General features: G+C 45.3%; 13 protein-coding genes. 6 read left to right on the top strand and 7 right to left on the bottom strand.

Going from position 1 to position 13,882, the window contains the following annotated elements:
- The first annotated feature begins 42 nt into the window (after window positions 1–42).
- Window positions 43–798 carry a DUF1853 family protein gene (locus OCV11_RS04410; protein ID WP_261895217.1) on the top strand — a complete coding sequence of 252 codons (756 nt, stop codon included), beginning with the start codon at window positions 43–45 and terminating at the stop codon, window positions 796–798.
- Window positions 799–885: 87 nt separating this feature from the next.
- Here OCV11_RS04410 and pgm read toward each other — a convergent pair whose 3' ends face one another.
- Complete coding sequence (pgm, locus tag OCV11_RS04405) at window positions 886–2,532, bottom strand: phosphoglucomutase (alpha-D-glucose-1,6-bisphosphate-dependent) (RefSeq protein WP_261895216.1); 1,647 nt, start codon at window positions 2,530–2,532, stop codon at window positions 886–888.
- A 108-nt stretch (window positions 2,533–2,640) separates the two neighbouring features.
- The gene (gene seqA / locus OCV11_RS04400) at window positions 2,641–3,198 is read right to left on the bottom strand and encodes a replication initiation negative regulator SeqA (RefSeq protein WP_261895215.1); all 558 of its coding nucleotides are present in this window, start codon (window positions 3,196–3,198) and stop codon (window positions 2,641–2,643) included.
- Between the two features lie 92 nt (window positions 3,199–3,290).
- Here seqA and OCV11_RS04395 point away from each other — a divergent pair, with 92 nt between their 5' ends.
- Window positions 3,291–4,058, top strand: coding sequence for an alpha/beta fold hydrolase (locus tag OCV11_RS04395; RefSeq protein ID WP_261895213.1), 768 nt, complete (start codon window positions 3,291–3,293; stop codon window positions 4,056–4,058).
- A gap of 367 nt (window positions 4,059–4,425) precedes the next feature.
- Window positions 4,426–4,953 (top strand): flavodoxin FldA, encoded by a 528-nt coding sequence (gene fldA, locus OCV11_RS04390; protein ID WP_261895211.1) that lies wholly within the window; start codon window positions 4,426–4,428, stop codon window positions 4,951–4,953.
- 104 nt (window positions 4,954–5,057) lie between these two features.
- Here fldA and OCV11_RS04385 read toward each other — a convergent pair whose 3' ends face one another.
- Together OCV11_RS04385 and OCV11_RS04380 are read right to left on the bottom strand one after the other, a co-directional pair.
- Window positions 5,058–5,753, bottom strand: a complete 696-nt coding sequence (locus OCV11_RS04385) for an LrgB family protein (RefSeq protein WP_261896225.1) — start codon at window positions 5,751–5,753, stop codon at window positions 5,058–5,060.
- A 3-nt stretch (window positions 5,754–5,756) separates the two neighbouring features.
- Window positions 5,757–6,182: a CidA/LrgA family protein gene (locus OCV11_RS04380; protein ID WP_261895210.1), complete on the bottom strand. Its 426-nt coding sequence runs from the start codon at window positions 6,180–6,182 to the stop codon at window positions 5,757–5,759.
- A gap of 130 nt (window positions 6,183–6,312) precedes the next feature.
- Between OCV11_RS04380 and OCV11_RS04375 the strand changes: the two genes are divergently transcribed.
- Together OCV11_RS04375 and fcrX are read left to right on the top strand one after the other, a co-directional pair.
- Window positions 6,313–7,203 (top strand): LysR family transcriptional regulator, encoded by an 891-nt coding sequence (locus OCV11_RS04375; RefSeq protein ID WP_261895209.1) that lies wholly within the window; start codon window positions 6,313–6,315, stop codon window positions 7,201–7,203.
- 446 nt (window positions 7,204–7,649) lie between these two features.
- Window positions 7,650–8,099 carry a ferric iron uptake transcriptional regulator FcrX gene (gene fcrX, locus OCV11_RS04370; protein WP_261895208.1) on the top strand — a complete coding sequence of 150 codons (450 nt, stop codon included), beginning with the start codon at window positions 7,650–7,652 and terminating at the stop codon, window positions 8,097–8,099.
- A gap of 62 nt (window positions 8,100–8,161) precedes the next feature.
- Here the strand turns inward: fcrX and OCV11_RS04365 are convergent, their stop codons facing one another.
- The 3 genes from OCV11_RS04365 to fabB all read right to left on the bottom strand — a co-directional run bounded on the left by OCV11_RS04365 (window position 8,162) and on the right by fabB (window position 11,708).
- Window positions 8,162–9,175 carry an aspartate-semialdehyde dehydrogenase gene (locus OCV11_RS04365; RefSeq protein ID WP_261895207.1) on the bottom strand — a complete coding sequence of 338 codons (1,014 nt, stop codon included), beginning with the start codon at window positions 9,173–9,175 and terminating at the stop codon, window positions 8,162–8,164.
- The gene (locus OCV11_RS04360; protein ID WP_261895206.1) at window positions 9,175–10,305 is read right to left on the bottom strand and encodes a 4-phosphoerythronate dehydrogenase; all 1,131 of its coding nucleotides are present in this window, start codon (window positions 10,303–10,305) and stop codon (window positions 9,175–9,177) included. The genes OCV11_RS04365 and OCV11_RS04360 overlap by 1 nt, the downstream gene beginning before the upstream one ends.
- Before the next feature lie 191 nt (window positions 10,306–10,496).
- A complete protein-coding gene (gene fabB / locus OCV11_RS04355; protein ID WP_261895205.1) occupies window positions 10,497–11,708 on the bottom strand; it encodes a beta-ketoacyl-ACP synthase I in 1,212 nt (403 codons plus the stop codon).
- Between the two features lie 128 nt (window positions 11,709–11,836).
- On the opposite strand from fabB, the gene mnmC reads away from it, so the two are divergent.
- On the top strand, window positions 11,837–13,861 hold the full coding sequence (gene mnmC / locus OCV11_RS04350) for a bifunctional tRNA (5-methylaminomethyl-2-thiouridine)(34)-methyltransferase MnmD/FAD-dependent 5-carboxymethylaminomethyl-2-thiouridine(34) oxidoreductase MnmC (protein ID WP_261896224.1): 2,025 nt from the start codon (window positions 11,837–11,839) through the stop codon (window positions 13,859–13,861).
- Window positions 13,862–13,882 lie beyond the last annotated feature (21 nt).

Here is a 13,882-nt window from a genome sequence, read left to right as displayed (position 1 = left end):
AATTTAATGGACGATTGTCGAAACACCCTTAGGTTAACCAGCATGAATCTTCGTTTATTATCCGATTGGATCATTACTACGCCGTCACTTCTGCTCGGTTCAGTTCCAATTGAAGTTTTTTCTCCATTTTCTCAACCAAGCCCACAGGATTTACCGGCGTATACCGGTAACCAACGCCTTGGTTTTCTCTATCAATATCTCTGTTCGGTGCTATTTCGTCACTGTGATCGCTACGTCGCGATAGAAGAAGAGCTACAGATAAACCATCAAGGCAAAACCTTAGGCGCGGTCGATTTTGTGGTGGAAACACAGGAGGGTGAATGGCAACACTGGGAAGTGGCGATCAAGTTTTATCTCTTGTATCAAGGCTACTGGTATGGTCCCAATGCCAAAGACAGGCTAGATATTAAAATAAAACACATGCTTGAGCGGCAACTGCCCTTTTCTCAGACAGTCGAATTTACTGATGCCTATCCTCAATTTGGCACCCCTAGCCAACATTTACTCATGCAAGGGCGACTTTATACCAACCCGTTTGAACCAGAGCCGGTTCCTACCCATTGTTCGGCAATCACTTTAAATCCTGATCGCATCGTCGGCCATTGGTGTTTCCAACATCAACAAGCCTTGATAGGTGAAATACTGTATCTATTAGACAAGCCGCAGTGGATCACTGGGAAATCTGCAGCAAGTCCAATATATCAAGGTAATGAAGCGGGGTTTGTCCACTGCCAAAGCGCCTCTGGCGTGTTTTGGTTTATTGTGCCTGACACTTGGCCAAACAATACCTCGGCCTAATTTTCCACAATAAAAAAGGGAGACCAATCATTTGTCTCCCTTTCGTTACTTTGCTTTACTGCGCTTCGCTTAGCAAAACGTCAAATATTATAAACCAGCGTCTTTAAATACTTGGTTTACAATAGCTTGAGCTTCCGCTTCGATCAGTTTCAGGTGCTCTTCACCTTTGAAACTTTCGCAGTAAATTTTATAGATGTCTTCGGTACCAGATGGACGAGCAGCAAACCAACCGTAATCGGTCACAACTTTCAAGCCGCCGATTGCTGCGCCGTTACCTGGTGCATGAGTAAGACGAGCCACAATAGGATCACCCGCTAGAGTTTGTGCAGACACCATCTCTGGGGAGAGCTTTTTCAGCACATCTTTCTGTGGGCCATTAGCAACTGCTTGCAAACGAGCATAGTGAGACTCACCATGTTTTGCTGCCAGCTCATCGTAATATTGTTGAGGATTCTTACCGGTTACCGCAGTAATTTCAGCTGCAAGTAGACACAAGATAATGCCATCTTTGTCGGTCGACCAAGGTGTACCATCTTTACGTAAGAAAGAAGCCCCAGCACTCTCTTCACCACCGAAACCAAAACGACCAGTATAAAGACCATCAACAAACCATTTGAAGCCAACAGGCACTTCACACAGCTCACGACCAAGGTCAGCGACTACTTTGTCAATCATGGCACTGGAAACCAGTGTTTTACCTACAGCCACATCTTTTGCCCAACCCTCACGGTGACGGTATAGGTAGTCGATACATACTGCTAGGAAGTGGTTTGGATTCATCAAACCTTTTGGTGTCACGATACCGTGGCGGTCGTAATCTGGGTCATTGCCAAACGCTAGATCATATTCATCTTTTAGCGACAGTAAGCCGGCCATCGCATAAGGTGATGAACAGTCCATACGGATCACGCCATCTTTATCTAGTGACATAAATTGGAAACTTGGATCAATCGCTTCGCTGACCAAAGTTAAATTCAATTGGTATTGTTTACCGATACGACGCCAGTAATCGATACCACTACCACCGAGTGGATCTACACCCAATTTCAAATCCGCTTTTTGGATCGCTTCCATATCCACGACATTGACGAGATCGTCGATATAAGGTTGGACAAGATCCACTTCGCGAAACAGTGGTGACTGTTTTGCTTCCACGATCGAAATGCGTTTCACGCCTTCCAATTGGTTCGCGATATATTGATTGGCGCGGTCTTGAACAGCTTGAGTCAGTTCAGCTTCTGCTGGACCGCCATGCACTGGGTTATATTTGATGCCGCCATCTTGTGGTGGGTTGTGCGACGGAGTAATCACGATGCCGTCGGCTTTTTGTTGGTGAGTCTGGTTATAAGTCAGAATCGCATGAGAAACACCTGGGGTTGGTGTGTAGCCATTATGAGCTTGGGCGATGACTTCGATACCGTTAGCAATCAGGACTTCCACTACGCTACTGAACGCAGGTTCAGATAGTGCATGGGTATCTTTACCCACAAACATTGGACCAGTAGTGTTTTGATCTGCGCGAACATCCACGACGGCTTGCGTAATCGCTAGGATATGCTTTTCGTTGAAAGTGGATTTATCAGAACTGCCGCGATGACCAGATGTACCAAATTCCACTTTATGTTGCGGATTGTGGGGATCTGGCTGGAGAAGATAGTAATTCGCTACAAGGGCCGGGATATTATTCAGGTCCTCTTGAAGCGCTTTTTGCCCTGCTCGAGGGTGCATAGCCATATGACATCCTTATAAAAAAATGCAAACAAAAACCCCATAATACGGTCTTTTCAGCGCCTATTATGAGGTTTCAATCAGACTTTTTGTCCATCCAGTGTCCGATGCAAGTTAAATTGCATGCGTTACTTTCTCGATAATGTCTGCAGGGAAGTTCATTAGTGACATCACCTGCTCAACCATCTGCTGTTTGCGACTGGTGTTATTATTAGTGATCACCCAGAAAGGTGAATTAGGAATCGATTTAGGTTTGGTCGTTTGACCATGAGCCAGTAGCGTTTGCTCATTATCGGCAAAGTAAACGCGTTTGCGGCCCTTCACTGACATTGCATCGGAGAAACTGACTGGATCGATTCGGTGCAGAGTCGAAAGAACCAAAATAAAACGATCGACGGCCTTTTTAAGACCTGCAAACTCGTCAGAGATCAATAGAGAACGCATCTCTTTGACGCAATCCACTTTCTTCTCTTGAGCCGCATCCTTACTCATCACTATAGCCGGTTGCTGCACGACGGCTTCTGCTTTAGGAGCGGAAGCTGGAGTGCGACTGCTATTTTGCGCATTCACGTTCAATAAACGGCGCAAAATATCGGAAGCACTTTCCCCAATATGTAGGGTCTGGCTAGCAATAAAACGGTATAGATCCTCATCAACCTCAATTGTTTTCATTCGCTTTTCACAATCTCAATGTTTAAACTCAGAGGGATTATAGCGAGATCTTCGCTCAGACTCTACGTTAAACCAATCACTAATAAGATAAAATGTCAGCTCTTCTCAATTACAAACTAGAAGGTGAGGGTCACACCATTGTTTTGATCCACGGATTATTTGGTAATTTGGACAATCTCGGGCTGTTGGCTCGCGATCTTAAAAACGATCACCAAGTACTCAGTATCGATCTGCGTAATCATGGACTTTCATTGCATAGCGATGAGCACAATTACGAACTTTTAGCGCAAGATATCAAACAGTTATTGGATCATTTAGCCATCAATCAAGCGATCGTGATCGGCCATTCTATGGGCGGCAAAGCGGCGATGAAACTTGCTGCAATCGCGCCGGATGTGGTGATTCAATTGGTGGTGCTCGACATGGCACCTGTCGCCTATACCACTCGTCGTCACGATAATGTGTTTGCTGGCTTAAATGCCGTGATTGATGCAAAACCCACCAACCGCCGCGATGCAATGGCGCTTTTGGCACAGCATATCGAAATTGAAGGTGTACGCCAGTTCATTGGCAAGTCACTCTACAATAATGGCGAATACATGGATTGGCGTTTTAATGTTCGCTCTTTGGAAAAAAACTATTGGGATATTTTGGGCTGGAACACCATTGAACCTTGCTCTATCCCAACACTGTTTATTAAAGGTGGTTTGTCTGAATACGTCACCGCCGAATACCAAAGTGAGATTCAAGCGCAGTTTCCCCAAGCTCGTGCCCACGTTGTTGCCAATACAGGCCACTGGTTACATTCAGAAAAGCCAGCGGAAGTCTTACGCGCGATTCGTAAATTTTTAACGGCATAACGAAGACTTGCAGGATAAAAACGCCTTTTGCGTTTGATCGGCTTGAAAGAGACCGATTGGTACATTAACTTTGCCGTTTAACAGTGTTATTATGCGCCCATAAAAATTGGCGTAAGAATTTGCTTTATCATTTGGCTTCATCGTCCACAGCCTTGCTGGTGCTAAGCAAACGTCTTTTTGCACTCTGATGTTGCAAAGAGAAACACGTAAAAACAAGCTGTTAGTCGTCAATTAATAAAGTTCTTTCTTTTTTCAGGTTGAACAGGATAACTCAGTTCTGTTGCAACTGAGTGTTAACTCTGTGGTCAATTGATATAGTGACTTAACACAGAGAGTTCACCCATAACAATTTAAAGGTAATGATTCTATGGCAAGTGTAGGTATCTTCTTTGGTAGTGATACTGGCAACACCGAAGCTGTTGCAAAGATGATTCAGAAAAAGCTTGGTGAAAAGCTAGTTCATGTTCAAGACATCGCAAAAAGCAGTAAAGAAGACATCGATAATTTCGATCTACTGCTACTAGGTATCCCTACTTGGTACTACGGCGAAGCGCAATGTGACTGGGATGACTTTTTCCCAGAACTAGAAACCATTGATTTCTCAACTAAGCTTGTTGCTATTTTCGGTTGTGGTGACCAAGAAGACTACGCAGAATATTTCTGTGACGCTATGGGCACTGTTCGCGATATCGTTGAAGCTAAAGGCGCAACTATCGTCGGTAACTGGTCAACTGCAGGCTACGAATTCGAAGCATCAAAAGCGCTTGTTGATGACAACCACTTTGTTGGTCTATGTATCGATGAAGACCGTCAACCAGAGCTGACTGAACAACGTGTTTCTGCTTGGGTAAGCCAAGTATATGAAGAGATGTGTCTGGCTGAACTTGAAGACTAATCACTAAGATTATTTCTTTACCAGATCAAAAATCCCCCAACGTTGGGGGATTTTTTATATCTATTGGCGGATAAAATTCATTACTGGACGAACAGCCTACCGAGTTACCACAAAATATGACCAATGGTTGGCGCTAAAAGCACAGTCACCATACCCGCAATCATCATCACTACGCTCGAAACCACCCCTTCAGAACTGCCTAATTGATAAGCTTTTGCCGTACCGGCGCCATGTGCAGAAGCACCTAAGCTGGCCCCTTTACCTAAACGCGAACGAATCGACAGTACCGTAAGAATCACTTCACCAATTGCCATACCAATTAAGCCAGTCAGTACCACAAACAGCGCGGTAAGGTCACTTTGCCCACCGACAGATTTGGTTGCTTCTACTGCAAATGGAGTAGTAATCGAACGCATTGCTAAACTGCGTTGCAGTAGCTCTGGCAAATGAAACAGACGCGCCAAAAGCACCGTACTAGAGACCGCAACAATCACAGAGACCATGACACCAATCGATAAAGACAACCAGTGGCGGCGAATCAACTCGCGGTTATCGTAAACAGGAATCGCAAACGCCACGGTAGCTGGGCCTAACATCCACATCAGCCAATGGGAATCTTCCATATAAGATTGGTAAGGAATACGGAATACCATCACCATAGCAACCAACAGCAGTGGTGCCAGCATCAATGGCATTAAAAAAATACTTTTCTTTCGACTATACAACTGCTTACTAACGTAGTAGAGCACAACAGTCATCACGAAACAGACTAAACCAACCCCATAATTTGACCACAACATCATTTAACGCCCTACTCTTACTAACCGTTGAGCGTGACGATTACTTTTACGTCGTGACATCGCCAATTCAAATCGATAAACACGGTCAACTACCCAAGCTGTAACGCCAATGACCAGCGCCGTACTAATAAACAGTACTGCGATAATTTGCAGCCCTTCTTGCTCCATCAAAGATTTATAGTTCACAACGGTGACCACAGCAGGAACGAAAAACAGCAACATTTCCGCCAATAACCACGTTGCACCACGTCTTAACCACTCCACATTGATCACGCGGCTAAACACCAGCATCAAGAGTAGTAAAAGACCTGTAAGATTGGCTGGGATAGGCAAATGAAAACGCTTTACCAGATAATCGGCTGCAAACCAAATGGCGGAGAGACACACCACTTGCATGATGGTCAAGGCGACATTTCCTATTTTGTTCATCGTGGTTAACACTCATTTTGTGAAATTTGTCACATTATAGTAACCCACAAAACCATCACAAAATGACTTTTTATTATCAAAACCATGCCAAAATGGAATACTTCAACAGAACTGAAATAAGTGCACTCCTATGGACATTAAAGCGCTACGCTATTTCGTAAAATTGGTTGAATTGCAGAGTTTTACTCGGGCATCGGAAAGCTTGTATGTCACTCAACCGACGATTAGTAAGATGATTCGTAACCTTGAGCAAGAGTTAAATCAACCTTTGCTCCACCGTGAAGGACGTCGGTTTTGGTTAACCGATGCTGGAGAGATAGTCTATCAACGAGCCCAGCAAGTGCTGGAGCAAATGGATCAGCTACGCGCGGAGTTGGTCGATCTGCATGAGTTACAACGTGGGCACTTACGCCTAGGTATTCCGCCGATGGTTGGCCATTTATACGCAGGATTGATTCGACGCTACCGTCAGCTCTACCCCAATGTTGAGTTGACCATCGTAGAATATGGTGGACGTAAGATAGAACAGGCGTTGATCAATGGCGACTTAGACATGGCAATCACTATGCTCACTTCACACCATGATCACTGCTTGGCGAAATTGCCGTTAGCTCAATACCCAATTCACGCCATCTTACCAGACACAGAGCGTTGGCATGCAACCGACCACATTACGTGGCAAGACATCAGGGAAGAGCCGTTTTATCTCTATACCGAAGAGTTCACCTTAAGTGATTACATTTATAAATTGTGTCAACAAGCTGGATATACACCGCAAGTTTCAGCCCGGAGCAGTCAGTGGGACTTTTTGGTGGCACTGGTCAAAAGCGGCGTGGGCGTGGCGTTTTTACCTGAACCTTTGTGTCATCGTATTCGGGATGAGGGCGTACTGATAAAACCTATCGTGCCGTCGATGGATTGGCCACTGGGTGTAATTTGGCACGCTGATCGTTATGTCTCAAAAACAGCAGATGCCCTAATAAAACTGTGTAAAGAGTATATTGAACCAAAGAAAAAATAGGCTTAGCTGCTAAACTGTGTAGATTGTTCAGCTATTTTCAGCCAATGATTAGCCTGAATTAATTGTTTTAAATAGAAGCTATATTGATAGATTGATATAGCAAATAGAGCGGTTAGCTTAAATAAAAATCAGTTTTAATCATAAATAAATCTGATGTCACACTATTCGTTTTATGTAATAAAATGAGTGTGTTATTCTTTAGTTGTGTGAATTAAACTGATTAAGAAAATCGTTGTCTTAGACTTTAGTTCGAAATGAGAACTGCTAGTCAGCAACAGTGAAATATACGAAATGGGTTGCATTTTATATTGCGAGAAAAGCGCGCAATATTGAGAGAAATTGAAGTAACCCTTTGAACTTCGTGGTTTATTGTTCAGCGTGACTAACCTATAATGTGGACAACACTGACTTCTGTTATTTACTGCAGATCATCAACGGGAAACTATATGTCAGATAATAACCAAGCGCTAAAGGATGCTGGTCTTAAAGTAACCCTTCCAAGGCTTAAGATTTTAGAGGTATTACAGCAACCTGAGTGCCAACATATTAGCGCTGAAGAGCTGTACAAAAAATTGATAGACCTCGGCGAAGAGATTGGTCTTGCAACCGTATACCGCGTTCTGAACCAATTTGATGATGCAGGTATTGTGACTCGTCACCATTTCGAAGGTGGCAAGTCGGTTTTTGAGCTGTCAACTCAACACCACCACGACCATCTAGTTTGTCTAGATTGTGGCGAAGTGATCGAATTTTCTGACGAAATTATCGAACGTCGTCAACGCGAAATTGCGTCGATGTACAACGTGCAACTGACTAACCACAGTTTGTACCTATACGGTAAATGTGGTGATGGTTCTTGTAAAAGTAACCCAGACGCACACAAACCGAAAAAATAAAAAAACCACCGCAAGGTGGTTTTTTTATGTCAGTCGATGAGAGTGTTACTCTCATCGACCAATTATAAGTAATCGCGAATAAGCAATTCTGCAATTTGCACTGCGTTAGTTGCCGCACCTTTACGTACGTTATCTGCCACAACCCACATGTTAATGCCGCATTGATGGCTAATATCATTACGGATACGTCCCACCATAACGTGGTCTTTACCGCCCGCATCACGGACTTGGGTTGGGAAGTCTTGGTCACGGAATACTTCTACGCCTTCCATTTCATCGAGCAAAGCAATCACTTGTTCAGCATCGATTGGAGCACGAGTTTCAATGTGTACCGCTTCTGCATGACCGTAGAACACAGGAACACGTACGCAGGTTGGGTTCACCATGATACTTGGATCGTTGAAGATTTTTTGGGTTTCCCAAACCATCTTCATCTCTTCTTTGGTGTAACCGTTATCCATAAATACGTCGATTTGTGGAATACAGTTAAAGGCGATCTGTTGGCTAAACACTTCGTTTTCTGCAGGAATACCATTGAGCAGACGAGCGGTTTGACCAGCAAGTTCATCAATACCCGCTTTACCCGCACCAGAAACCGATTGGTACGTAGTCACGTTGATACGCTCAATACCCACTTCATCTTGAATCGGTTTTAGAGCCACCAACATCTGAATGGTTGAACAGTTTGGGTTCGCGATGATGTTACGGTTACGAAACTCTGCAATCGCATGAGGGTTCACTTCTGGCACAACCAGCGGAACATCATAGTCGTAACGGAATTGTGAGGTATTATCGATCACGACAACACCGGCTTCTGCCGCAATTGGCGCCCACTGTGCCGATAACTCAGATCCAGCAGAGAACAGACCAATATGCGCTTGGCTCCAATCAAACTCTTCAACGTTTTGTACGCTGATGGTTTTGCCATTCACACGGTATGATTTTCCTTCACTACGCTCGCTCGCTAGCAAAAAGAGTTCGCCTAATGGAAACTTACGTTCCTGAAGCACTTCGATGATGGTTTCACCGACAGCGCCAGTTGCCCCTAAAATGGCAACGTTAAATTCTTGGCTCATTATTTAACCTCAATATTGAAACCTAGCTTCGCTAGAGGTGACAAATTGCAACTGTCATCTCCAACCAGAGTCACCGCGCTATACTCTCGTCTATCCCAGTATTGCTTACGCATTTTATCGAATGCGCCAGGCTTAGGTATCTCGCGTCTAAATAGCGCGTCATCCTTACGCACATCATAAATGGTTTGTGTCAGAGTAAAGAGTGTTGCTTCATCCCATTCACGGTCTAAATGCAGACGTGGAATCGGAGCAACAGGCAACAAATCAGAGGCATTAGCCCGCAGATCATTCCCTAAAAATTCACAGTAGCTATTGAAGATCATCGTGGTACCACGAGCTTTACCTTCCAAACCGTAACCTGCAACGTGCGGTGTAGTAAAGGCCACCAGCGGCAGTAGCTCAACGTCGACTTGCGGTTCAAACTCAAACACATCAAGCGCCGCGGTAAAACCATCTTGTTTGGCTAAACGTGCTTTCAAGGCACTGTTATCAACAATAGGACCACGTGCCGCATTAATCAAAATCTGATCACCGCGCAATTGATTAAGCACCGCTTCATCAAACATATGATGCGTTGGCCATTGACCCTCTTTGGTGATCGGCGTGTGCACGGTAATGACATCCGCCTGCTCAAGCAAAGTGTCCAACGGCGTAAACTCGCGCGTATCCCCTTCCGCTTGTTTTGGTGGATCATTGATAAGCACATTCAGGCCGAGCCCTGTTAGGCACTGCTGTAAGTAGCTACCCACTTGACCAGCACCGATAATCCCAACCGTTTTATCGAAAATAGAGAAACCTTGTTGCTGAGACAGCACCAATAACACACTGACGACATACTCAGCCACACCGACTTTGTTACAGCCTGGGGCTGCGGTAAAGAAGATGCCACGTTGGGCAAGTAAGTCTTGGTCTACATGGTCCATGCCAGCGGTGGCAGTACCAACAAATTTCAACTTATTGGCTTTTTCCAGTAACGCTTCGTTTACTTTGGTCACAGAACGGATCATCAAAGCATCCACATCCACCAAATCATCGGCAGAAAGTGTACGTCCTGGTTTTAGTACAACCTCACCTAACTGACTAAATAGAGCTTCAGCGTAAGGCATATTTTCATCGATTAGAATTTTCATAACGGCTTCATACTCATTGACACTGCAGGCATTGTGCAAAAATCCTTGCACAGTGTCGAGAATAAAAATGCCCGGCACCTAAAGGTGCCGGGCATCTTTGCTAGCAAAAGCATTATCAAGACAAATAGTAACCTTGATATCACTGACACTTTATTCAACGTAATCCGTTGTTAGTGCCAGTTTACTCCTGCTTAGCCTTGGTATTTTTTGATAACCAAAGTCGCGTTAGTACCGCCGAAGCCAAAGCTGTTTGACATAACAGTAGTTAACTCTTGTTCGCGCATTGCAGTAACGATATCAAGACCTTCTGAAGCTGCATCCAGCTCAGAGATGTTGATACTTGGAGCAATGAAACCGTGGTGAAGCATCAGAGTTGAGTAGATAGCTTCATGCACGCCAGCTGCACCTAGAGCGTGACCAGTCATCGCTTTCGTTGCAGAAATCGCTGGGCTGTTGCCACCGAATACTTCTTGGATTGCGCCAAGTTCTTTCACGTCACCAACAGGAGTAGAAGTACCGTGAGTGTTCACGTAGTCTACGCCGTCAACGTTTTGCATTGCCATCTTCATACAACGCACCGCGCCTTCACCTGATGGAGCTACCATGTCGTAACCATCAGAAGTCGCACCGTAACCTACTACTTCACCGTAGATTTTTGCGCCACGAGCTAGAGCGTGTTCTAGTTCTTCTAGTACGACCATACCACCGCCACCAGAGATAACGAAACCATCGCGGTTTGCATCGTAAGTACGAGAAGCTTGATCTGGAGTTTCATTGTACTTAGTAGACAATGCACCCATTGCATCAAACATCATGGTTAGAGTCCAATCGAGCTCTTCACCACCACCTGCGAACACAACGTCTTGTTTACCCAATTGGATAAGTTCCATCGCGTTACCAATACAGTGTGCAGAAGTCGCACATGCAGAACTGATTGAGTAGTTCACGCCACGGATTTTAAATGGTGTTGCTAGACATGCAGAAACGGTAGAAGACATAGTACGAGGTACCATGTAAGGACCAACACGTTTCACGCCTTTTTCACGTAGAGTGTCAACAGCAATTGCTTGGTTCTGAGATGAAGCACCACCAGAACCTGCAATGATACCAGTGCGATCATTAGACACTTGTTCAGGTGCTAGGCCTGAATCTGCGATCGCTTGTTCTAATGCTAGGTATGCATAAGCGGCTGCATCACCCATGAAACGCATTTGCTTGCGGTCAATATGTTCAGCAGGGTTAATCTTCAGGTCGCCCCACACTTGTGAGCGTAGGCCGTGCTCTTTGAACTGTTCTGAAGCGGTAATACCCGATTTGCCTGCTTTTAGAGACGCTAAAACTTCTTCGACGTTGTTACCGATACTTGAGATAATCCCCATACCGGTGATTACGACTCGTTTCATGTGACATTCCTATAATTCAAAATTCTGCTAAATGATAACAGATCTAGGATAACAAAAGTGGTCAGCTTTCCTATAAATCCGTACAATCTTAGTCATCTTTTGCCTGTTTTTCATAGAAATCACCCATGATGACCTCTATTACCCATGCTCAGCTCGACTGGAACGACGCTGGTACGCCTGTTTCTGACCAATTTGATGACGTCTATTTTTCCAACGTAAACGGCCTTGAAGAGACGCGTTACGTTTTCTTGACCCAGAATCATCTGCCGCAGAGATGGCATGATTATGACCAAGATCGCTTCGTTGTCGCTGAAACTGGCTTCGGCACCGGGTTAAACTTCCTGGCACTTTGGCAGTGGTTCGACATTTTCCGACAAGAACATCCAGATGCCAAGCTGAAATCACTGCATTTTATTAGCTTTGAGAAGTTTCCGCTGAGTAAGCAAGATCTGATCAAAGCTCATCAAGCTTGGCCTGAACTCGCCGAATATGCCAATCAATTGCACGAATATTATCCTCCAGCGGTACCTGATTGTCATCGTTTAGTCCTAGCGGATGGGGCGATCACACTGGATTTGTGGTTTGGTGACATCAAAGATTGCATGCCTAGCGTACCGACTCTGGAACAGGGTTTAGTCGATGCTTGGTTCCTCGATGGGTTTGCACCAAGCAAAAACCCGGAAATGTGGAATCAGGCCCTATTTAATAATATGGCTCGCCTTGCTAAAGCAGAGTGTTCCGTCGCAACCTTTACCGCCGCAGGTTTTGTCCGTCGTGGACTTATCGAAGCGGGATTTGCGATGAAAAAGGTCAAAGGCTTTGGTACTAAGCGGGAGATGATTGCGGGCAAAATCGAACAGAAAATTCCTTTCACCAATATCCATCCCTGCTTTGCCCGTCAAGGGACAGATAACCTTTCCGATGTCGCTATTATCGGTGGCGGTATCGCCAGTGCGACCTTAGCCTACTCACTGGTTCGTCGTGGTGTCAAAGTCACCTTGTACTGCCAAGACGAACAGCCAGCTCAAGGCGCCTCAGGCAACCGCCAAGGGGCCGTTTACCCGTTACTGAACGGCACGGAAAGCGACGTGTCGCGCGTGTTTGCTTCGGCGTTTCTTTATGCCAGACAATTTGCTGACCAAGCCGCAAAACAGATTGCCTACGACCATGATTGGTGTGGCGTAACCCAACTGATGTGGGATGACAAATCGACACAAAAGCTGAGCCAACTGGTACAAGGTCAGTACGATACGAGCCTAGTGCAAGGCCTCAATCCCGAGGAAACGGACACGGTTACCGGAGTGGATATCGGTATGGATGCAATTAGCTACCCACTCGGTGGCTGGCTCTGCCCTGCGCAATTAACCCAAGGGTTGATTGCGCATTTAGATCATGATGATCTTTTTACTGTGCATTACCGTTCTGCAGTGACTCAATTGAGTCGCGACAGTGATAACACCCACTGGCTCCTTAGCGTCAATGACCAGGTGGTGCGTCACCAAGCGGTGGTGGTGGCAAACGGTCATCAATTTGATCAGTTTGAGCAAACTCGTATGATTCCGCTCAATAAGGTCAAAGGTCAAGTGAGTCATATACCTACTAATGCAGCCATTGGCGCACTTAAAACCGTGCTTTGCTACGATGGTTACATGACCCCAGTGAACCCCAACAATCAACAGCATTGTATCGGTGCGAGCTATCATCGTGGCCAAGTGGACAATCAGTTTAATCCCGATGACCAAGTTGAAAATGGCCAACGTCTGGTGAAGTGTCTTCCAGACAAAGACTGGGCTAAACAGGTGGATACCAGCGGTAACGAATCACGCCAAGGTGTGCGCTGTGTTAGCCGAGATCATCTGCCTTTTGTCGGTAATGTAGGTCAGTTTGATGCCATCATCGAACAGTATCAACCGCTACCCGAAATGAGCGATGACCAAATTCCAAACGTCAGCCAATATCCCGATTTGTATGCGTTTATTGGCTTAGGGGCGCGCGGTTTAAGCTCAGCTCCCCTGCTAGCAGAAATGCTGGCCTCACAGATGTGTCAGCATCCATTACCGTTTCCGACGCAAGTATTGGAAACGCTGCATCCAAGTCGCATGTGGGTCCGTAAGCTACGTAAAGGCAAAGCCATTACACAAAAACACGCGTAAGACCGAGGTTAATATGACCAC

Source organism: Vibrio porteresiae DSM 19223, assembly GCF_024347055.1.
Lineage (GTDB): Bacteria > Pseudomonadota > Gammaproteobacteria > Enterobacterales > Vibrionaceae > Vibrio > Vibrio porteresiae.
The sequence above is the reverse complement of the archived record's forward strand: the minus strand, read 5'-3'. Positions and strand labels throughout refer to the sequence as shown.